We start from the raw sequence: 22,477 nt of genomic DNA, 5'->3' as shown, positions 1-22,477 counted from the left end.
CGAGGAGCCCCTGTTCTCCATCGATCCGCAAGGAATCGTCGCAGACATGCGCTAAATTGAGAAATTCGTTGTTTGGATACCAACTATCCACGGCGCGCCAGCGATAGCGGCGGCGCCGGCTTTCAAGAGGTTGCACCCATGCGTTACGACGGACTCGACCTGAACCTGCTGGTCGCGCTGGATGCGCTGTTGACGGAGCGTAGTGTCTCGGGAGCGGCCGCACGCCTGCATCGAAGCCAACCCGCCACCAGCGCGGCCCTGAACAGGCTCAGGGACTATTTCAACGATGAGCTGCTGGTGGTTGAAGGCAGACGGATGCGCCCGACGCTGCGCGGGGAGCAACTGGTCGAGCCCGTCAGGCACATCCTTGCCCAGATCGAATCGACGGTGGTATCGCCACCCGTGTTCGATCCGGCCACGTGCATGCGCCGATTCACCATCGAGGCATCGGATTATGTGAGCGAGGTCTTGTTGGCCGATGTTTTCGACGACGTGATGTCCCGTGCCCCTGGCGTGACGCTTCATGTCATGGCACGCGCGGACGGCGTGTCCACCGAACCGTCGCTGGCCGATCTTGTCATTGCGCCGGACGTTTTTCCCGCACCCGGACAGACGGCGGCACGGCTGTTCTCTGATGACTTCGTCGTGGTGGGATGGAAGGATAACCCCGCCATGCAAACGCGGATGACGCAGGAGTCGTTCCTGGAACTGGATCATGTCGCGGTGGCTTTCGGGCGCTCCCGCTACGTGTCGTTCCCCGATGCCGCCCTCGCATCGCTCGCTGCAACACGCCGGATCGTCCTGTTCGTACCGCGGTTCACCGGCGTTTGCAGCTTTATCGCCGGATCGCAGCGGGTCGCGGTGATGCACCGCCATCTGGCGCACAAGATGGCCCGGCTCTGGCCGTTGAGCATCGCGGAGGTGCCGTTCCGGATACCTGCTTTTCGGGAAGTGATCCTGCATCGCCCGGATCGTGAGGGGGACGAAGGACTGATGTGGCTACGTAGCGTGATCTTGCGCCACGCCTCGCGGCTTCCGCAGCCGAACAGGAAAGGGGCGACTCGTCGCCGCCCCGGTGAACTGTCAGCAGATGTCTGATGCGGTGCCGTTACGGCATCAGCACCTTATCCACCACGTGGATCACGCCGTTGGACTGCAGCACATCGCCGATCGTGACGTGCGCCACGCCGCCCTTCGCATCGGTCACCGTAAGCGCATTACCCGCCTGCATCACCGTCAGCGGCTCGCCCTCGACGGACGTGAGAGAGGCCTTCCCGCCGCCCTTCGACACCAGCGCCATCAGGTCCTTGGCGGTGTAGCGCCCGGAGACGACATGGTAGGTAAGGATCTTGGTCAGGGTGGCCTTGTTTTCCGGCTTCACCAGGGTGTCCACGGTACCCTTCGGCAGGGCATCGAATGCTTCGTTGGTCGGTGCGAACACCGTGAACGGGCCCGGGCCGGACAGCGTATCGACCAGGCCGGCGGCCTTTACCGCAGCTACCAGCGTGGTGTGGTCCTTGGAGTTCACCGCGTTCTGCACGATGTTCTTGCTCGGATACATCGCCGCGCCGCCGACCATCACGGTCTGATCCTTGCTCATGGCGTTCTGGGCGAAGCCCGGTGCCGAGACGGCCAGGCCGAGGGCCAGGGTCAGTGCAGCGATCGATGCGGTCTTCATGCGATTCGTCTTCATGGCAGATTCTCCGTGGGCCCGTCATTGGGTCGTTAGTGATACGCGGGGAACGGAAGCGCGGATGCACGCCGAAGTGTGACGACGCCTTCACGGCGGTCACTGGTCCATTCGCCACATGCCCTGCGCCGAGATGCGCTGCTAGGGTGCCGGCATTACCAGCGTCGAAGGGTAGCCATGTCGTCTCGTCTTGCCTTGCTCGGCTTTTGCCTCTGCCTCCCGCTTGCCGTGGGCGCTTCCGAACCGACTAAAGAGGCCTGGCTGGTAAAGACGGACCTGTGGGGTAACACGTCGTATCAGACCCTGACCTTCGCACAGGAGGGCCAAACCCTGACCGGCGTATTCGACGGCGACAAACTCGTCGGAACCCGGCGCGGTGACGCGTTGGATGTCACCGTTACCGATGCGAGCAACGCGATCCACCACCTCAAGGCCACGATCACGGGCGCGGCTATGACCGGTGTGGCCGATGACCCCGACACCAACAGCCCCGGCAAACGCGTGAGTCACCCGTTCATCGGACATCGGTTGCCGCAGCGTCCGGATGGGCCGCCCAGGGTGTACTCATTCACACCCAGGGATTATTCGAACGAGTTCTCCGCGACACGCGCGCCCGTGCTCACCGTATGGCCGGGCGATGGCATCCGCACCCAAACGATCGACTCCGGCGGCGTCGACCGGTACGGCAGCACGGTGGCGTTGTTCGGCAATCCCCAGGTCGGTCCGTTCTACGTGGTCGGCGCCGAGCCCGGCGATACGCTGGCCGTGCACATACGGCAGCTGCGATTGAACAGGGACTATGCCGACAGCCTGGACAGCATCGTGGGCCCGGCGCTCGGCCGATCGGTCGCCGCCGAGGCGCAAGCGCTGGGCAAGCCGGTGCGGTGGAAGCTGGATCGTGAGAAGGGCCTGGCCTCTCCAATGAATCCCACGCTGGCGCTCTCGCACTACAGCGTACCCGTAAGGCCCATGCTGGGTGGGATGGCGGTGGCGCCCGGTTTTGGCTCTCCGGCAATGTCTACAGGCGATACGGGTCGCTCCGGCGGCAACATGGACTTCAACCAGGTGGTCGAGGGCAACACCGTCTTCCTGCCTGTGTACCAGCCCGGCGCATTGCTGTACTTCGGCGATGCCCATGCGCTCCAGGGCGACGGTGAGACATCCCAGTACGCCCTGGAAACGTCCATGGACGTGGAGGTCTCGGTCGATGTGATCCACGGCAAGACCGTACCGATGCCGCGCGTGGAATCACCCACGCAGATCATGGTGCTGGGGCAGGCCGGATCCGTCGACGAGGCCACGCGCGCGGCCACGACCGGCCTGATCAAGTGGCTGGCCCAGGACTACGGCCTGACGCTGTCCGAGGCGGCGCAGGTGCTGGGCAGCTCGGTGCATTATTCGGTCGCCAATCTGGCCGGCCGCAGCGTCGGCGTGGCGGCCAGCCTCGACAAGGCGTTGCTGGCAAATCTACAGAAGCGCGCCGGCAAGTAGGCCGGTCGGCTGGACCAGGCCGCTCGTTCTATTCAGCGGCTCACTGTCCCGCGGTATGCACCTCAGCCACATACCCACCGGGAAACTGGATCATCGCCGCCCGGCGCTTGCCTTCCGCGTGCGCATCGACCACGACCTTGGCCCCTGAGTCCCGTGCCCGCTGCAGCGTGGCATCCAGGTCGCCGACCTCATACCCCGTCATCTCCGCCCCATACGGCCAGGCGATCTGCCCGTGGGTGATCAGCACAGCGGCTTTGCCAAACCGCGACGACAGCCGCACGCGACGGTACGTGCCGTCCTTCTGCCCGACCTCGCTCCCCGGTGCCGTCTCGTCGGCGTCGACCTTGCCGTGCGCGAACGCCACGAAGGCCTTGATGAAGGCGTCCGCACTCTGCGGTGGCAGGTAGATACGATTCTCCGGAACATGCTCCAGCGCCGGGTAGTTCGGTTTGTTCGTGTGCCAGTACAACTGCATGTTGACGCCGCCGGGCCAGGTAACCACCGCGTCCCGTCCGATCGGATCGTCGAAGGGTGCGACGAGGGTGGCCGCGCCGTGTGCGTTGGCCGCCGACACGGCTTTGTCGACATCGGTGACCAGGTACCCCGTGCGCTCCTGCCCGAACGGGTAGGGCACCGGCGTGCGGAAGCCGAACACGGAGATCGAACCGACCGGGGTCTGCACCAGCTGGGTCGAGGTGCTCGACGCGGTTGGGGTCACCGTAGCGATGCCTTGCCGGGTCGACTTGCCGCCGAAGGTGGTCGCGAAGCTTTGCACGAATGCATCGACATCCGCCGGGGCCACATAGACATGGGTGGTGTCGTACTGCGGGCCGACGGAGACATCCTCCGTTGCGAACGCTGAAGGCGCCGCGAGGGCCAGGCCGAGGATCAGGGTGAGCTTGCGCATGAAGAATCCTTGGTCATGATGGGGAAGGGTGGTCAGCGTTACTTTCTGCTCGTACGGTTAGCGACCTGCCGGAGGAGCGCCCTCCAGCGAGGCGCGCAACGCGACGACGTGCTGCGCGATGGCGCGGGCCTCATTACGCTGTGCATCGGTTGGTACGTCGTCGGCGGTTTCCGGCGCTTCGAACTCGACCAGGGCGGCCCCCTGGTCGCCAAGGTCGAGAGCCATCGAGCAGCCGTAACCGAAGGGATAACCGTCGTATCGCTTCCAGCAACCCACCCAGTAAGCGTGCTCGCCCAGGCGATCTTGCAGGCGGCTTCGCACCGCGCCCTGGTACGGGGTGCTCTGGCTGGGATCCGGGCCCGTGCTTTCCTTCCACTGGTCCGAATGCCCGCGGGCCATGGCAAAGATGCCGGGGTAAGAGGTCGGATCGAGCTCCAGCTGCACTCTCAAACGATCAGGGTGGTAGCCCTCCCCGGAGAGCGTCTTGCCGCTTGTTCGATCGATTTCATAGAGGCACGTCGGCCATGTGGGCGGGCTTTCCATCGAGCAGCCGAGGACGCCATCCACCGGCCAGGCCACGATGTGTCCGTTCGGCAACGTCGTGTGCCTGGCATCGACGTTCGTCTGCCGCCATTGCGCCAACGGCACGTCAGCCAGGGGATCCCGTTTGCCGCTGGTGCAGGCGGCGATAAGCGCAACGACGATGACGAGCGAACGATGAGGTGACGGCATGAAGACACTCGGGCGATAACGGTTGGGCAGGCATGGGACCGCGATGAGGCAGGCCGTGTTCGACACATGCCTGGACCACCTTGGGAGTCCGCTTCGCGACAATCTAGCAGACGGTGCTGCCACGGCATGGCGAGCGGGCCCGTGGTCGCCCTGACGGGGACGCTCCGTTCCCGCCGGGCACCTTAGCGTCGTGCGTCGGGATCGGGCCGGCCGGCGGTATGCCCTTGTGTGACGCAGTTCGCGTCTGAAGCATATTCGTCGAAATAAGCGCTACGTGGACCGCTGTGCCGTATTGAGCACCCCGTTTCATTGGTGCCATCATATTTGTCAGACAACACGCGCAAGGTCACGGCCGTCGCCATGATCCGCCTGGGGTCGACCACAGGGGATCCCAGGCATGACGACTCATACCGTAGCGGCGTGCACGCGTGCGCGGCATCGACGGCTGGCCGCGCTCGTCACCGCGCTCTGCCTTGTAACGACGGTCAACGCGGCCATGGTCGTGCCCTCCGACCGGCTCGACCTGGACCTCGGCGCGCAGCCGTGGAAATACATCAAGCAATACGCGAACCAGAGTGGGCATGCCCCGGTCCCGGCGGGCGATGCCGGTGCCGCACCCACCTTCGACGATACGGCATGGGAGACGGTGGGTATCCCGCATGCCGCCAACGACTTCACCACGTTCATCAACCAGGAGTCCGGCGGTGGCCAGGGCAGCCTCGATGGTGAGACCAGCTGGTACCGCACCACGTTGAAGGACAGTGCGTCTTACCGCGGCCGCAAGGTCATGGTCGAGTTCGAGGGCGCGCACACGGGCGACCGCGTGTACGTCAACGGGCAGTTCGTCCCGGGCACCGGCGTGCTCAACCAGGCGGGGCAGATCGACGCCAACGCGACGCACGTCGTCGGCTTCGTGCCGCACATCGTCGACCTGACGGGGTTGCTCCGGTACGACGGCACCGACGTCATCGCGGTGAAGGTGAGCCGCGGTGGCGGCGGGTTCTTCCAGGATCCCGGCTTCTCCGGGGCGTTCCGCTTCGGTCAGTCGGAAGCGGGCCTGTTCCGGCCGGTCCGGCTGCATGTCACCAACCTCGTGCATATCCCGGAGAACGTCTACGCGGGGCAGAACACCTGGGGCACGTACGTCGGCACGCAGTCGCTCAGTGCCGACCACAAGACCGCCTTGATACGCGTGCAGACCAATGTGGTCAACGATCGCGACGCGCCGGCCACGGTGACGCTCACGACGCAGATCGTGGACGCGAGCGGCAACGTGATCGTCAGCGAGCAGCAGGACAAGACGCTGGCCGCGCACGTGGTGCCGGGCGACGCCACGCCGGTGTTCGACGAGACGTTGATGATCGCCAACCCGACGCTGTGGTTCCCGAACAACTCGCCCGATGGCCGGCCCTACCTCTACAAGGTGGTGCATACGGTGAGCATCGACGGCGCCGTGGTGGATTCGAAGCAAAGCTCGCTGGGTATCCGCATCATCACCTGGGACAAGGATTTCCCGTACGTCAACGGCAAGAAGCAATACACCTGGGGCGCGTCGGGCCGCTACGACTATCCGGCCCTGGGATCGTCCGTGCCCGAGGAGCAGCAATGGCGTGACCTCCAGCAGCTGGCGGCGGCCGGCGGCAACCTGTGGCGTCCGGGCCATTCGCCGTCCAGCCCCGAGTTCGTCGAGGCCGCCGATGCGCTCGGCGTGTTCATCGTGCAGCCCAGTGGCGATGGCGAGAACGGTTTTTCCGACCCCTGCGCGGCCGGCAACACCCCGTGCACGAACATGTGGATGCTGAAACGCGAGCTCCACCGCGACATCGTCATCCGCGACCGCAGCCATCCGTCGATCCTGGCCTGGGAGTCGAACAACGGCAAGATGTACACGCCGTTCGCCCAGGAGCTGCGCACGCTGGCGCGCACGTGGGACGCCATCGCGCCGCGTGCCGCGGCCGACCGCTCGCCCGACGCCAACAACGGCGACATCCTGAGTTGCTCGAAGGCTGGTTGCGAGACCTACCTGCACGCGACCCAGTTTCCGAACAAGCCCGCGTGGGGCGCCGAGTACTGGGGCTATGGCTCCCAGCGCCATGCGTTCGACCACGAGCTGGCCTTTGCGCTGAATTACCTGGTGCCGTATTCGCAGGCCCGCAAGGCTGGTACGTTCGGCATGGCGCAGTGGTACTTCGCCGATACGCCCGGGGAGACGATCGAGTTTTCCGAAGGCACGGAAGACGCCACGCACTTCACCCTCGACGCGAACGGCAGGAAAGCGTTCGTACACAACGTGCGCTCCATCGGCAGCTCGATGGTCGACCAGAACCGCTACCCGCGCCTGCTCTACTACATCTACCAGTCCGTATGGGTGCCGTACGCGATCAGGCCGGTGGTCAAGCTCGCCCATCACTGGAACCGCTCGGGCGATGTGCAGGTCAACGCGTTTTCCAACTGCCCGGCCGTGCGGCTGCTGGTCAACGGCGTGCCGCAGGGCGCGGACCAGAAGCCCAACGCCTGGGACAGCATCGACGAGCAGAGCTACAACGTCGAGAACACCGGCACCGATCCGCGGACCGGCCACATTATCGGCACGGCGCAGGCACAGGGCACCACCAAGCTTCCCGGGCAGGTGCACTGGAACATCCCGTGGCAGTCCGGCACGGCCACCGCGCAGTGCATCGATGCGCTGGGCAACACGGTGGCCGATGCCCAGGGCGCGCCGGTGGAAGACAGCCTGACGACCGCCGGCAAGGCGGACCACATCGCGCTGCGCGTCGTGCCGGAGCTGGTACGCCCCGACGGCACCGCGTTCGCCATCACAGCCAACGGTTCGGATGCGGCCTTCATCGAGGCGCGAGTGGTCGACAAGGATGGGGTGGTGGTGCCGGAGGGTGCCGACGTCAATGTCACGTTCGACGTCACCGGTGGGGCGTCGCTGGTGTCCTACCAGGGCGGCACGCAGCAGCTGGTGGACTGGGCCGGCGGCCACACCACCAACGCCGACGGCAGCCAGGAGCCGGTGCACGGCTACCACGCGCCCGGCGATCACGAGCTGAAGTTCGAGGGTGGCTTGCAGAAAATCGCGCTGCGCACGCGGTTCGCTACCGGCACCGTCACGGTCACCGCGAGCGCGGCAGGCCTGGCGGCGGGTTCCGCCTCGTTCGACATCGTCGGCGTGCCGCAGCCGTCGTCGGGCGCCTCCGGACCGCCGTCGATCATCGCCAACCCCGTCGAGGACCAGGTGACCGTGGGCTTTGCCGGGCATTTCTCGGTAACCGCCACCGGCGCGCCGCCGCTGACCTTCACATGGAAGAAGAACGGACAGGTGATGCCGTCCGCGAACGCGGCGATCCTGGACACGCCGGCCACCACGCAGGCCGATGACGCCACGACGTACACCGTCGTCGTCCACAACGCGCAAGGGGATAGCGAGTCCACGCCGGCCGCCCTGCGCGTGTTCCCGGCACGTCAGGTCAGCATCACCCAGCAGCCGTCGGCCCAGTCGGCGGACGTGGGCCAGCAGGCGCACTTCAGCGTGGCGGCAGTGGGCTCGCCGAAGGTCACCTACCAGTGGATGAAGGGCAGCGCCGCCATCCCGGGGGCCACTGCGTCCACCTACGACACCCCGGTACTCACCGCGGCCGACGGCAACGTGGACTACGCCGTGGTGGTGACCAATCCGCTGGGCAGCGTGCCGAGCGCTCCGGCGACGTTGACCGTCAACGCGGCGCGTCCGCCGGTGATCACGGCGCAGCCGGGCAACGTGCGTGCCAACCCGGGTCAGCCTGCCCAATTCACCGTGGCCGTCGCGGGCACCGCGCCGTTCCACTACACGTGGATGCACGACGGATCGCCGGTGGGTGACGATGCCGCCACGCTTACCCTCGCCGCCGTGGGCCAGGCCGACGTGGGTCGCTACACCGTCGTCGTCAGCAACATCACGGGTGATGCCGCGGCGGTGACCAGCCAGGCGGCGGTACTGACACTGGCGCCGCCGGGCGCTAACCTCGCCCGCGAGAAGGTCACCTATGCCAGCGGCGTGGAGAATGCCCAGGGCACGCCGAGCGCCGGCGCCGTCGACGGTAACGAGACCAGCCGCTGGGCGTCGGAGCAGGGCAACGACGCGGCCTGGCTCACGGTGGACCTCGGGGCCGTGCGCTCCTTCAACCGCGTGGTCTTGAAGTGGGAAGCGGCCCACGCGTCGCAGTATCGCGTGCAGTACTCCAACGACAAGGACAGCGGGTTCAAGGACGCCCTGGTCGTCGATACCAGCCTCGGCGGCACCGAAGACAACACCTTCGCCCGCGTGTCGGCACGCTACGTGCGCATGCAGGGCGTCAAGCGTTCCAGCGCCTACGGTTACTCGCTCTACGAGTTCGAGGTGTACGACTCGCCGACGTGCTGCAGCGTCGATAACAACGACCGCTATACGCTGCAGGACACCAACCATGTGCTCGACCGCCTGAGCGGGCTGGTGTGGGAGCGTGCCCAGCGTGGCTTTGCCGACCAGGGCGCGCAGTACAAGCAGTCCAACGCGATGGCCGACTGCAAGGCGGCCGGCGCGCGGTTGCCGACGCTCGACGAGGCCCTGGCCGTCGCCGGCCCGAACCTGTCCAGCGGTGCTTTCCCCACGGCGTGGACCATCTGGACCTCGACCAACGATCGCACCGACCCGACCTTCGCCTGGCAGGTGGCGTCGGACGGCACGCCGAACCGTCTGGTGGCCGAGAACAATCCCTCCCACGCGCTTTGCGTGACGGGTGCGACCGTCTTGGCGCCAGCTGTGACGGCCGCGCCTGTGGCCCAGAAGGCCGGGGTGGGCCGTTCGGCGCATTTCGCCGTCACTGCCACAGGTGTGGGTCCGCTGTCCTACCAGTGGTACCGCCGCACCACGGCGGCCGACGGCACGCCCACGGACGACTTCGTGGCGTCCACCGCCGATGGCACGTATGCGACGCCCGCCCTGTCGCTGGCCGACAACGGCGTGGCCTACAATGTGCGAGTGATCAGCGCGCAGGGGCTGGCCACCGAGACGACGCTGGCCTTGCTCACCGTCGCGGGCTCCACGGACGGGTTCGATCCGCCGGCATGGCAAAACGGCGGCACCACCGGCGGCACCACGCCCCAGCCGCCCACGACGCCGGACAACCCGGACGGCCCTGGCACGCCGGGCGACGGGCAGGGTGGCGTCAACCTGGCGGTAGGCGCGAAGGTCACCGCCAGCGGTAACGAGAACGACGGCTACCTCGCGCCCGCGGGCGCCGTGGATGGCGACTTCACCACGCGGTGGGGCTCGAGTTTCACGGACCCGGCGTGGATTCGTCTCGACCTCGGCGCGGCAAAAAGCTTCGATCACGTGATCCTCCGCTGGGAGCGTGCGCACTCGACGTCGTACGAGGTGCAGGTGTCGAACGACGACCAGACATGGACGTCGACCACCGCCACGCCGGTCACGGGCAAGGGTGGCGTGGAGCGGGTGAACTTCAGCGCGGTCACGGCGCGTTACGTGCGGGTCTACAGCACGGCGCGCAGCACGGACTACGGCATCTCGCTGTGGGAGTTCGAAGTCTATGCGGCGCCGCCGCCGGTCGTCGTCCAGCCGCAGCCGCAGTCACCGGTCACGACGCCGGCCGACGATCCGTCGCAGGGCTTCAACTACGACGTGTACCCCGGCTTCATCGGCACGCAGCTGCGCAACACCACCCACGGGCGATGGACCGACGACAAGGTGTTCGTGGCCATCATCGGCCGCGACCCGAAGACGCAGGTGTTCTCATGGGTCACGCCCGATGGCACGGTGGTGCCGGTACGGGTTGAAGACAACGATGGCGCGGGTCACCTGAGCAAGAACGGCCAGAACTATCCCGATTACTTCTTCACGCTGGCACAGACGAAGCTGCTCAAGCTCCCCAGGCTCGATTCGGCACGGATCTTCGTGTCGGTCGGTGAGCCGATGTACATCAAGATCGTCAAGGCGGCGGACGGCTCCCTCGGATTTGCCGGGCCCAATCCACTCAACGCGACCGATCCGAACCTCGGGGTGTATTACGACTGGTACGAACTGACCTGGAACGACGACGCCATCTTCATCAACACGACGCAGGTGGACCAGTTCTCGCTTCCGCTGTCGCTCGATGTCTACGGTGGCAAGAAGACCCGCCACGTCGCTTCGGGTATCACCCAGACCCGCGCGCAGATCTTCGCCGCGTACAACCAGGAAGTGCCCGCCGAGTTCCAGCTGACCGAGGCCGATCCGATCCGCCTGCTGGCGCCCGGCAAGGCCGCGTTCGACGTGGGCAAGCCGCAGCAGCACTACTTCGACGGCTACATCGACGAGACGTGGGCGTACTACGAAAACCACGTCCTCACGATGAGCATCGGCGCGAAGCAGTTCGAGGGATCGGTGGTCGACGGCGTGCTCAGCTTCCGTCATACCAACTGGGCGCAGACGCACGAGCCGGACGAAGCCGAGGGCAGGGTGTTCACCGTCGGCAAGCCGACCACGCAGGACGTACTGGAAGGCAAGGGTGCCCTGGCGCACTCGACCGACCCGTGGGGTGTCGAGGGCCAACTGGAAGCGCAGATCTGCGCGGCCTTCAATCGGCACGTGATGGAAGACACCTCGCGCTGGAAGGATGCTTCATCGTTCTACCAGGCGTCGCCGGCCAACTATTACTCGCGGTTCTGGCACGTGCACGCGATCGATGGCAAGGCTTATGGTTTCGCTTACGACGATGTGTCGGACCAGAGCTCCACGCTGATCGAGACGGATCCGGAGCATCTGGAGCTGGGGATCGGCTGGTAACGGCTTGCAACGTCCTGGTCATGGGCATGCATCGCGTGCCCATGACCTTCCGTGAGGTTCCGAGAGCTTCCGTGCGTGACATTCCTATGTCGGTTCTGTGAACGTTGGCCCTTCTTCAAGGGCGAACTTCGCGGGGGCGAGAAATGACAGGTACTGGTAACGATACTGGCCGCAACGCGGCCGGTCAGGGCAACCACACCCGTGCATCGGGCAACACGCTGCGACTGAGCGTGATGGCGTTGTCCCTGGCACTGGCGATGGGGCAGCATGCCGTCGCGAATGCACAGACGGCATGCACGGCCAACGCGTCGGGATCGAACAATGCCGACGCCACGATCTGCGGGCAGGGTTCCGCGGCCACGGGGGAGCAAGCGACCGCGTACGGCAACAGCTCGCTCGCCAGTGGCGACCGCGCCACGGCCATCGGCGGCAGCGCGATCGCGAACGGGCAGGACGCCACGGCGCTGGGTGGCAACGCACTGGCCCGCGGGCAGGGTGCGCTGGCGCTGGGGGCCTCGGCGGTCGCGGGCGTCATGAATTCGGTGGCCGTCGGCGTGGGTGCCCAGGTCACGGCGGTCAACGCCGTGGCGATCGGCGCATCGTCGGTCGCCTCGCGGGAGAACACCGTATCGGTGGGCGATGTCGGCGCGGAGCGCCAGCTCGTCAACGTCGCCGCCGGTACGGAAACGACCGATGCGGTGAACGTCGGCCAGCTCCAGCAGGCCACGCATGTCGCCGGTACGTATCTCAGTGTGGGTGCGGCCGCCGACGATACGTCGCAAGCCGTTACGGGCGGCGATGGCGCGGTGGCGCTGGGTCGCTCGGCGTTCGCATCCGGTAGCGAAGCGTCCGCGCTCGGCTCCTCGTCATTGGCCTTGGGAAACGGGGCGGTTGCCGTCGGCGCGCAGGCATCGTCGATCGGCCAGATGGCCTTCGCAGGCGGTTACGGCGCCTCGGCGTCGAATGCGAATGCGGTGGCCGTGGGCGGTAACGCCAGCGCGGCAGGAATGGCCTCGGTGGCGCTGGGCGGCCGAAACGAGACGGCCGATGGCGCTCCCGTCTTCGGCACGGCCACCACCACGCAGGCCAACGGACTCGCATCGACCGCGCTGGGCGCAGGCGCGCAGGCCAACGGCATCTTCAACACGGCGGTCGGCTCCGGTTCGTATGCGAACGACCGCTCCGCGGTGGCCGTCGGCGGCGTGGTCGACGTGCTGGTGGACCAGCTGGGCGAAGACTTCGCGGGCATCCAGCTGCAGAACACGCAGGCTACCGCTCGGCTCTCCAGCGCGTTCGGCGGCGGCGCGCAGGCCACCGAATACGGCTCGACCGCCATCGGCGCCATGTCGGCGGCCTCGGGCGTCCGCTCGATCGCCATGGGCTACTACACCACTGCCACGGGCTACGACTCGTTCGCCGCCGGCGACCGGACCGAGGCCAACGCGGACTGGGCGACCGCGCTGGGTTCGGGTAACAGGGTCCATGGCCAGGGCTCGACCGCGGTGGGCTCCTTCAACACCGTGTATGGAACAAACGCGACGGCCGTCGGCAACGGTAGCTACGCGACCGGTAACTATGCTGCCGCGCTGGGCAACGCCGCCTGGGCGCAGGCGGACTACAGCGTGGCCATCGGCTCCAACGTGATGGTGTGGCGCCAGAACATTCCCGAAGGCGACGAGGCACCCGTGGCGTTCTCCCGCGATGTCGCCATTGGAACCGATAGCGAGATCAACGGCAGTCGTTCCGTCGCCATCGGGTCGGGAGCGAAGGTCGGCGACAGCAGCCAGCCGGTCGGTACGGCAGGCATCGTCGACGACGCCGTGGCACTGGGATCCAACGCGATTGCGAACCGCAACAATACGATCTCGGTCGGCAGCGCGGGCCACGAGCGCCAGATCGTGAACGTGGCGGCCGGTACGCAGGATACGGACGCGGTCAACCTGGCGCAGCTGCGCACCGTGGTGGGAAACCAGCAGGCGACCAGCGGCGGGCAGCTCACCCAGTCGCTGAACTCGGTGGCGGGCATGGTCGGCGGCGGCGCCGTCCTCGACTCCGCGGGGCAGTTGGGCGGATTCCATGTCTCGGTGCTGGGACAGGACTTCACGACGATCGCCGGTGCCATCGGCGCACTGGACACGGCCTTGGGTTCGATGGGCGCCGGTCCGGCGGGCACGGCCTCGGGCGTGGCGATGGGCAACGGCGCGTCGGTGGCGACATCGACCGGCGTGGCGGTGGGCAATACGGCCAGCGCCGGTGGCGACAAGGCGACGGCGATCGGCGCGGGTTCGAAGGCCGTCGGTCCGTCGGATACAGCGATCGGCGGCGGTGCCGTCGTCGGCGCGGACCAGAGCACGGCGGTGGGCGCCAACGCGACCATTGCGGCTGCGGCAACCCGCTCGGTCGCCGTCGGCGAAGGCAGCTCGGTGCAGAGCCCGTCGGGCACGGCGCTGGGGCAGGGCGCGCAAGTCACCGCGGCCAATGCCGTGGCACTCGGCGCGGGGTCGGTGGCCGACCAGGCCGACACGGTCTCGGTGGGTAGTGCCGGGGCGACGCGGCGGGTGACCAACGTGGCCGCGGGGCAGGGCAGCACGGATGCGGTGAACCGCGGTCAGCTCGACACGGCCACCAGCCAGGCGATCCAGGCGGCGCAGACCTATGCGGATCGCGGCGACGCGCAGACGCTGGGTTCGGCCAAGGCCTATACCGACACGCGTGCCGCGGACATGGTGAGCCGCAGCGACTTCAACGGCTTCGCCAACAGCGTGCAGCAACGCCTGGGCACGTTGGACACGCGCGTTTCCCGGGTCGGTGCGATGGGCGCGGCGATGAGCGGCATGGCCGGCGCGATTGCCGCGGCGGCGGGAACCGAAAACCGGGTCAGTGCGGCGGCGGGTGGCTACCACGGCCAGAGCGCGCTGGCCGTGGGTTACGCGCACCAGCTGCCCGGCAGCGGCGCGATCCTGGTGGGCGGTTCGCTCGCGGGCGGCGGTGAAAGCAGCGGCACCGTGGGCGTCAGCTTCGGCTGGTAACGGGCATCGGGGGAAACGACATGAATCATTCAAAGAACGGCAAACGGGGAAATCACGTGAAAACATCGGTATCCATGGGGTGGATTTGCGGCGTCGCGCTGTCCTTGGTCGCAGCGAACGTGTCCGCACAGGCGGTCGATACGACGCTGAAGGTGGCCAGCCTTCCGCTGGCCGCGAGCGACCGGATCGACGGCTTCATCGTCCGTTTCAAGCCGGGCACGCCCGTGCAGGGGGCGACGGCCGTACGCACGTTCACCGCCGCGCGATCGGCGATGAATGCCAAGGCGAGTTCGGTCATGACCAGCGCCATGCGCTCGGCCGATTTCCGTTATGCCCGCACCACCGCCTCGGGCGGCACGGTGGTACGCACCGGCAAGGCGCTCGACGGCAAGAGCGCGCTGGAACTCATGAAGCAGGTGGCCGCCGATCCGTCGGTCCTGTCCATCGAGCCGGACGTGCGCATGCACGTCTTCCGCGACCTGCGTCCCACGGACGCGACCACCGGCACGCCCAACGATCCCAGCTTTTCCTACCAGTGGCACTTCCGCGCCGGCGACGGCACGATGGAGACGATCGGCAAGGACACCCAGGCATTCGCCAACTACGGCGGTTCGAACGCGGTCAAGGCCTGGTCGCTCGCGCAGGGCGACGGCGTCGTGGTGGCCGTCATCGACACGGGCGCGACGCAGCATCCGGATCTGGATACCAGCCTGACCGACGACAGCTACGATTTTATCTCCGAGGCGTTCGTCTCCGGCCGGTCGGCCGACGGCCGCGCCAAGGGGGCGTGGGATCTGGGCGACTGGACGACGGGCTCGACGTACCTGGCCAGCAACGGTGGTTGCGTCGACAACGTGAACGTGATGCCCGAAGACAGCACCTGGCATGGCACGCACGTGATGGGCAACGTGGCGGAGCTGACCGATAACGGCGTGGGCATGGCCGGCGTGGCCTATAAGGCACGTGTCCTGCCGCTGCGCGCACTCGGCCATTGCGGTGGCAGCACCTCGGATATCGCCGATGCGATCGTCTGGGCGGCGGGTGGCCACGTGGACGGGCTGGATGACAATACGCACCCTGCGCAGGTCATCAGCATGAGCCTGGGCGGCGGCGGTGTGTGCAACACGACCACCGACATGGGCAAGGCGGTCGCCGATGCGATCAGCCGCGGCGTCACCGTCGTGGTGGCGGCAGGCAACAGTTCGCAGGATGCATCGACCACCAGCCCCGCCAACTGCCCCGGGGTCATCACCGTGGCGTCCAACGGCATCACCGGCAAGCCCGCGTTCTACTCGAACTACGGATCGGTCGTGACCTTGTCGGCCCCGGGTGGCGGTGGCTATGCGAACGATGCATCGTCGGGCACGCTGGTCGCCGCGGGTTTTGCGTGGTCGGCGATCAATGCGGGTAAAACCGTGCCGACGACGCCGACCTACGGCAGCATGGCGGGCACCTCCCAGGCCACGCCGGAAGTGTCCGGTGCGGTTGCCCTGATGATAAGCGCCCGCGCCAAGGCCGGGTTGACCGCACTGAGCCCCGGGCAGGTGAAGACGTATCTGGCCCGCACCGCGCGTTCCTTCCCGCAGCAGCCCACGCTCGCCTACGGTGCAGGCATCCTCGACACCTATGCGGCCGTCAGTCGCGCCATGGTGCAGAGCGACCCGGCGGCGGATGCGTTGCCGCTGTCCAACGGGGTCACGACGAAGTTCCAGGCCGACGGCACCGTCTCTGAAGTGTTGTTCAAGCTGGTCGTGCCGTCCAAGGCACGCGCCCTGACCCTGCGCACCCTGGGCGGCAGCGGCGACGTGACGCTGCTGGTCAGCAAGGATACGGCGCCGGCGGTGGGCTCGGCCCAGTACACCTCGGCACACGTGGGCAACAACGAATCGGTCACGTTGACCAACGCCGCCGCCGGCACGTACTACCTGCTGGTCTCGGGCATGGCGGCCGGCACGTCGTTCTCGGCCATGGGGCTTTACACGCTGTAATCAGCCCCGCGGCCTGTTACCGCGCCTCAGGCCACCGTCACCCATTCGGGTGGCGGTGGCTTTCTACCCCTCGTGCGGGTAGCTTAAAGGCACATATTCGGTAACTTGGGGTTCGATGGTGCTGGCACGGGTTGCATTGATCGAGGACGACGAGGAATTACGCGAGAAATTGCTCGGTCCCGGCCTGGAATGCTACGGGTTCGCCACGAGCACGTTTCCCGATGCCACCGAGTTCTACGAGCAATGGACAGCCGACGCCTTCGACCTGCTGGTGGTGGACGTCAACCTGCCCAGCGGTAGCGGATTACGGGTAATCCAGCACCTGCGGGCGAGCGGATCGCAGATCGGCATGGTGGCGCTCAGTGCGCTCCCCATCGAGTCCGCCGGCCTGTCGGCCTTCCAGCTGGGGGGTGACCTCTACCTCATGAAGCCGGTGACCGTGGGATTGCTGGCCTCGGCGCTGCACGCCGTGCTGAGGCGCACGTGGTCCGCGACGTCCGCCGGTGGCGGCACCGTGGTCAGCGACGCGTCCGATCGGGAGGGCTGGTACCTCCATGGCCCCGATGGCGAGTTGATCGCCCTGACCGAGGCCGAGCGCACCATCATCCAGCGGCTGCGCCGGGAGCAGGGGCGGCCGGTGGAACGCGAGGCGCTGATCGAATCCCTCACCGGCAATACCGCCGACTTCGACCCGCACCGCCTGGACGTGCTCATCCATCGCCTGCGTCGCAAGGTGGTCCGCACCACCGAACCGAAGCTGGAGATCGTCACCATCCGCGGCAGCGGTTACGGGCTGCTGGAGTCGTAGGCGACCCCGGCGCGACGCATGCGCAATTCGAAGCGCGCACCCGCGTCCGGCGAGGGCGCCAGGACCAGCTGGCCACCCAGCGATTCCGCCATCTGGCGTGCACTGAACAAACCGAGCCCCGTGCCGCGCTCCGGGCCTTTCGTCGTCCAGAACGGTTCGAAGGCCGTGTGCCGCTGGGATTCCGGGATGCCCTTGCCGTTGTCGGTGAAGATCAGCACGGACTGGCCGTTGTCGGCGCGGCAGGCCAGGTCGACGACCCCGCGACCGTCGATCGCGTCGCGCGCGTTGGTGGCCAGGTTCAGCAGGATCAGGGCCAAGCACGGTTCGTCGAACGCCACCCGGTGATCGCCGGGCCCGATATCGACGCGCAGTTCGATGGCCTGCCCCAGGGTCATGGCGAGCAGGGGCACGATCCCCGGTAGCACCGTGGCCAGGTCGATGGGCGTGGCCTGGCGCGGCGCGGCACGTGCCAGCGAGGTGATGCGCCGGTTGAGGTCCACGGCGCGATCCGCGGCGGCCTCGATACCGTTCAACGAATCGGCCAGCACGCCCTCCGTATGGCGTACGTGGCTCCATGCCTTTTCGACGTAGGCGACGATGACGTTGAGCAGGTTGCCCAGGTCGTGCGACACCGCCGTCGCCAGGGATGCGGCGGCCTCGGACTGGGCGGTCCGGCTCACCTGGCGCTGCAGGCTGATGGTGATTTCCGCTTGTTCGCCGAGGCGTACGAAAAGCTGTTCCGCCTTGCGCCGCTGCTGATCGGAAAAATCCAGGGCATTGCTCAGCACCACGACCGTGCGGTCGACCAGCACGGCGACGAGGGCGATCTGGAAGACCTGGCGAAGGAACGCGACAATGAAGGCGGGATCGATGTCCAGCGGCGCCTCCGCGCCGGCCAGTTCGACGACGGCGGAGAGGAGCACGACCACCTCGGTGGCGGCCATGAAGATCCACAGTGCCCTGCGTCCCGCCACATAGGCGGCGATGATCATGATGACCAGGGGCAACAGCGCCGAGGGCAGGCTGACGACCGGTGTGAGCGCGTAATACCAGGCAAGGTACACGAGTAGCGACGCCGACAACGTCCAGCCGGCTGTACGGACGCTGCGAAAAGTGAGGCCAAAGGCCGCGAACGCCGCAAAACCGGTGAACAGGTCCTTGGCAAACCGCAGGAAGGTGAGGTCCGCGTGGGTTTGCAGGTTGACGACGAAGGCATACGAACCCACGCCGATCACGGCGACGCCGACCAGCAGTCCCAGCACGCGCACCAGGACGCGCCGATGCGCGTCCAGTCCTTGCACCACCATGTTGCCCCCGTGAGGATGAGAAAACTGTAACAACCCGCCGCGACAATACCCGACGCAAGGGCTCCCTTCCCAGCGCACGGGTATACGCATGACTGATCGCCGGCATTTCCTCAAGCTCTCCCTCGGTGCCGCAAGCGCCGCCCTGGCGGCGACGGCACTGCCGATGTCGATCCAGAAAGCCCTGGCCGTGCCCGCCGCACGGCGTACCGGCACGCTGAAGGACATCGAGCACGTGGTGATCCTCATGCAGGAAAACCGTTCGTTCGACCATTATTTCGGCAGCCTGCGCGGTGTGCGCGGCTTCGGCGACCCGCGAACGACGACGCTGGCTTCCGGCCGCACCGTCTGGCACCAGCCGCTCACTGCCGGCAGCGACGACTACGTGCTGCCGTTCCGCCCGCAGGCGGACAACCTGGGCCTGCAATTCATCGAAGACCTGCCGCACGGCTGGAACGACACGCACGCCGCTTTCAACGCAGGCCGGTACGACCAGTGGGTGCCCTCGAAAGGCACCACCACCATGGCCTACCTCACCCGGGAAGACATTCCGTTCCACTACGCCCTGGCGGATGCCTTCACTCTCTGCGACGCCTATCACTGCTCGCTCCTGTCCTCCACCGACCCCAATCGCTATTACATGTGGACCGGGTACGTCGGCAACGACGGGCAGGGCGGCGGCCCCGTCCTGGCCAACGACGAGAAGGGCTACGGCTGGACCACCTACCCGGAACGCCTCGAGGCGGCAGGGGTTTCCTGGAAAATCTACCAGGACATCGGCACCGGGCTGGACGCGGCAGGCAAGTGGGGGTGGGGCAAGAATCCGTACATCGGCAACTACGGCGACAACTCGCTGCTGTATTTCAACCGGTTCCGTGACGCGGAGCCGGGCAACCCGCTCTACGACAAGGCCCGCACCGGGACACAGACCACCACCGGCCAGTCGCTGTTCGACATCCTGCACAAGGACGTCATGGCCGACACGCTGCCGCAGGTCTCCTGGATCGCCGCGCCGGAAGCCTATACCGAGCACCCGAGCTGGCCGGCCAACTACGGCGCCTGGTACATCGATGGCGTGCTGGACGCCTTGACGTCCAATCCCGAGGTGTGGAGCAAGACGGCGCTGTTCATCACCTACGACGAGAACGACGGCTTCTTCGACCATGTGGTGCCCGCCTATCCGCCGACCTCGCGCGACCGTGGCCTGTCCACCGTGAATGCGGACAACGAGGTGTATCCCGGGGGCAAGGGTTTCGATCCCGGCGTGTACGGCCTCGGCGTGCGCGTGCCGATGCTGGTCATTTCGCCGTGGAGCAAGGGCGGCTGGGTGTGTTCCGAGACCTACGACCACACGTCGATCCTGCGTTTCCTCGAGCAGCGGTTCGGCGTGGCCGAGCCCAACATCTCGGCGTGGCGGCGTGCGGTCTGCGGCGACCTGACGCGTGCCTTCGACTTCGATGGCCACGATGGCCGCGTGCCGTCGCTGCCCCCGACCAAGGCCTACGAGCCCGATCAGGCCACCCATGCCGACTACCATCCGGTACCGCCCGGCGAGCAGCGGCTGCCGCGGCAGGAACGCGGCCAGCGCCCGGCGCGTGCGCTGGCCTACGACCTGGAGGTGACCGGGCGCGTCGATCGCGAACAGGGTCGTTATCTCCTTGACTTCGGCAACCGCGGCGCGATGGGCGCGTGCTTCCACGTCACCTCGTCGCTGCGCAAGGACGGGCCGTGGACCTACACCGTGGAAGCCGGAAAGAAGCTGTCGGATCACTGGACCAGCGCATACAGCGGCGATGCCTATGACCTCGTCGTGCACGGCCCCAACGGCTTCCTCCGCCAGTTCAGCGGCAAGCAGCCCGACAAGGGCAGCGACCACCCCGGCATCGCGCTGCCCGAGGTCACGCTGGTCCGCGGGCGGCGCGCTGGCGAACTGCACCTGGTCGTCAGCAACGACGGCGGCCGCCCCTGCGCGGTCACCATCGCCCCCAACGACTATCTGGACGAAGTGCCCCGACGGTACTGGTTGCTGCCGGGCCAGCGCGTGGAGAGCCACTGGGACATCGGCGGCTGCGACCACTGGTACGACCTGACCGCCACCAGCGACGCCGACCCGCTGTTCCTGCGGCGGTTCGCCGGGCATCGGGAGGATGGGCGCCCGTCCGTGTCGGACCCTGCGCTGGGGCGCTGAGCGGGCGCGCCAAAACGGGCGTAAGTGTCTGATACATTGCGGTCCTGGTTCCACGTCAGTGACAGGAGAGCGACATGTATCCACGATGGTCAGTGATCGCAGCGGCTTTTCTGATGTCCACACTCGGCCCGATGGCAAGGGCCGGCACGCCAGTCACCGCACACGCGGTGGTGACAGGAAGCGCTCAGTCACCGCTGGCCGGTACATGGTCGCTCGATACGTCGCGTATGGCGATGCCGCCCGGCCAGCGACCGAAAAGCGTCACCTTCTCGTTCGCCGACAAGAGTGACGGAACATGGGCCATCCATGTCGATATCCTGTACGCCACCGGCGAGCAGGTCCATTCGGACTCCAGGGTCTCGCCGGACGGCACGTATGCCCCGGTAACCAACAGCCCGGAAGCCGATCAGGTGGCCCTGTCACACCCCGTTCCCGGTGTACTGGTCATGGCGCTACGCAAAGGCGACATCCTGGTTTCCACACGCGTCTATGCCGTCACGTCGGATCGGAATCACCTCGTCGAGACGGCGGTCTATCCGGGATCGGACAACCAGCAGGTCATGCGGACCAACTACTTCGAACGTAGTCATTGAGTCGGACGCCATGATCCTCGACAGCGATGCATCCGCGTGACCGAGCGCCGAGGGAATCGGGGAGCCGCCGTGCGCGTGGGCTGCGCCGGCTGGGCCCTCTCCTCGAAAGTCGCGTCGGTGTTTCCCGGGGAAGGCAGCCACCTCGAGCGCTACGCCAAGGTGTTTCCCTGCGTCGAGATCAACTCGTCGTTCTATCGCCCGCACCAGGAAAAAACTTACCGCCGCTGGGCAGAGAGCGTGCCTGAGGCCTTCCGCTTCAGCGTAAAAATGCCCCGCACGATCACGCACGAGCGGCGTTTGCAGGCGGTCGAAGAGCCCCTCGAAGCGTTTCTCCAGCAGGCCGGCGGGCTGGGAAACCACCTCGGCTGCCTCCTCATCCAGCTTCCGCCCAGTCTTGCACTGGACGTGAAAATAGCCACGGGCTTCTTCTCGGCCCTGCGTCGAGCGACACGCATGCCGGTGGCGTGCGAACCGCGCCATGCGTCATGGTTCACCGATCGGGGTGCCGCCGTTTTCGACGAGGCGGGGGTCTCTTGTGTATGGGCCCACCCGTCGCCGGTCGCGGATGCCGAACCCCCCGACGACGGGCGCCTGTTGTATCTACGACTGCACGGTACGCCGCAGGTTTATTACTCCGCCTACGACGAGCCCTTCATCCGGAGCATCGCTCAGCGGATGGAGCAGGCCCGTCACAGTGGTAAGGACGTCTGGTGCATTTTCGACAACACCGCGCGGGGTGAGGCGGTACCGAACGCGCTCTCGTTGTTGGGCATGCCTGGCCTCACATAACATCTTTGGTGCGTGACCACGGCCCGTACTGAAACCGGAGCCGCTGTCTCTCATAGGGTGCGGGGAGGTGGGGGGGGGGGGGGCCGGGGGGCCCCCCCGGGGGGGGGACGGGCGCCGGGGGTGGGCCGGCGCGCGCGCCCACCGACCGGCGCC

The 22,477-nt window shown here is 66.9% G+C and carries 13 protein-coding genes; 9 read left to right on the top strand and 4 right to left on the bottom strand.

What is annotated here, in order from left to right:
• Nucleotides 1–72: 72 nt before the first annotated feature.
• Entirely contained in the window at nucleotides 73–1,098 is a 1,026-nt protein-coding gene (locus ACVKN3_RS07410; protein ID WP_354516689.1) for a LysR family transcriptional regulator, read from the top strand.
• A 10-nt stretch (nucleotides 1,099–1,108) separates the two neighbouring features.
• Here the strand turns inward: ACVKN3_RS07410 and ACVKN3_RS07405 are convergent, their stop codons facing one another.
• On the bottom strand, nucleotides 1,109–1,693 hold the full coding sequence (locus ACVKN3_RS07405) for a fasciclin domain-containing protein (RefSeq protein WP_456991483.1): 585 nt from the start codon (nucleotides 1,691–1,693) through the stop codon (nucleotides 1,109–1,111).
• A gap of 174 nt (nucleotides 1,694–1,867) precedes the next feature.
• On the opposite strand from ACVKN3_RS07405, the gene ACVKN3_RS07400 reads away from it, so the two are divergent.
• Nucleotides 1,868–3,181 (top strand): acetamidase/formamidase family protein, encoded by a 1,314-nt coding sequence (locus tag ACVKN3_RS07400; RefSeq protein WP_354516691.1) that lies wholly within the window; start codon nucleotides 1,868–1,870, stop codon nucleotides 3,179–3,181.
• A 40-nt stretch (nucleotides 3,182–3,221) separates the two neighbouring features.
• Here ACVKN3_RS07400 and ACVKN3_RS07395 read toward each other — a convergent pair whose 3' ends face one another.
• Nucleotides 3,222–4,088 carry a VOC family protein gene (locus ACVKN3_RS07395; protein WP_354516693.1) on the bottom strand — a complete coding sequence of 289 codons (867 nt, stop codon included), beginning with the start codon at nucleotides 4,086–4,088 and terminating at the stop codon, nucleotides 3,222–3,224.
• Nucleotides 4,089–4,145: 57 nt separating this feature from the next.
• Nucleotides 4,146–4,886, bottom strand: a complete 741-nt coding sequence (locus ACVKN3_RS07390; RefSeq protein ID WP_456991480.1) for a hypothetical protein — start codon at nucleotides 4,884–4,886, stop codon at nucleotides 4,146–4,148.
• A 331-nt stretch (nucleotides 4,887–5,217) separates the two neighbouring features.
• Here ACVKN3_RS07390 and ACVKN3_RS07385 point away from each other — a divergent pair, with 331 nt between their 5' ends.
• From ACVKN3_RS07385 to ACVKN3_RS07370, 4 genes are all read left to right on the top strand, one after another.
• The gene (locus tag ACVKN3_RS07385; protein ID WP_354516695.1) at nucleotides 5,218–11,625 is read left to right on the top strand and encodes a beta-1,3-glucanase family protein; all 6,408 of its coding nucleotides are present in this window, start codon (nucleotides 5,218–5,220) and stop codon (nucleotides 11,623–11,625) included.
• A gap of 143 nt (nucleotides 11,626–11,768) precedes the next feature.
• Entirely contained in the window at nucleotides 11,769–14,654 is a 2,886-nt protein-coding gene (locus ACVKN3_RS07380) for an adhesin (RefSeq protein ID WP_354516697.1), read from the top strand.
• Nucleotides 14,655–14,710: 56 nt separating this feature from the next.
• The gene (locus ACVKN3_RS07375) at nucleotides 14,711–16,642 is read left to right on the top strand and encodes a S8 family serine peptidase (RefSeq protein ID WP_354516699.1); all 1,932 of its coding nucleotides are present in this window, start codon (nucleotides 14,711–14,713) and stop codon (nucleotides 16,640–16,642) included.
• 115 nt (nucleotides 16,643–16,757) lie between these two features.
• The gene (locus tag ACVKN3_RS07370; protein ID WP_036141795.1) at nucleotides 16,758–17,450 is read left to right on the top strand and encodes a response regulator transcription factor; all 693 of its coding nucleotides are present in this window, start codon (nucleotides 16,758–16,760) and stop codon (nucleotides 17,448–17,450) included.
• Here ACVKN3_RS07370 and ACVKN3_RS07365 read toward each other — a convergent pair.
• Nucleotides 17,429–18,757, bottom strand: a complete 1,329-nt coding sequence (locus ACVKN3_RS07365; RefSeq protein WP_354516701.1) for a sensor histidine kinase — start codon at nucleotides 18,755–18,757, stop codon at nucleotides 17,429–17,431. The genes ACVKN3_RS07370 and ACVKN3_RS07365 overlap by 22 nt on opposite strands.
• Nucleotides 18,758–18,845: 88 nt before the next feature.
• On the opposite strand from ACVKN3_RS07365, the gene ACVKN3_RS07360 reads away from it, so the two are divergent.
• From ACVKN3_RS07360 to ACVKN3_RS07350, 3 genes are all read left to right on the top strand, one after another.
• A complete protein-coding gene (locus ACVKN3_RS07360) occupies nucleotides 18,846–20,942 on the top strand; it encodes a phosphocholine-specific phospholipase C (protein WP_354516703.1) in 2,097 nt (698 codons plus the stop codon).
• A gap of 74 nt (nucleotides 20,943–21,016) precedes the next feature.
• A complete protein-coding gene (locus ACVKN3_RS07355; RefSeq protein WP_354516705.1) occupies nucleotides 21,017–21,535 on the top strand; it encodes a hypothetical protein in 519 nt (172 codons plus the stop codon).
• A 36-nt stretch (nucleotides 21,536–21,571) separates the two neighbouring features.
• Nucleotides 21,572–22,324, top strand: coding sequence for a DUF72 domain-containing protein (locus ACVKN3_RS07350; RefSeq protein ID WP_354516707.1), 753 nt, complete (start codon nucleotides 21,572–21,574; stop codon nucleotides 22,322–22,324).
• Nucleotides 22,325–22,477 lie beyond the last annotated feature (153 nt).

The organism is Luteibacter sp. PvP120, from assembly GCF_054055715.1.
The sequence above is the reverse complement of the archived record's forward strand: the minus strand, read 5'-3'. Positions and strand labels throughout refer to the sequence as shown.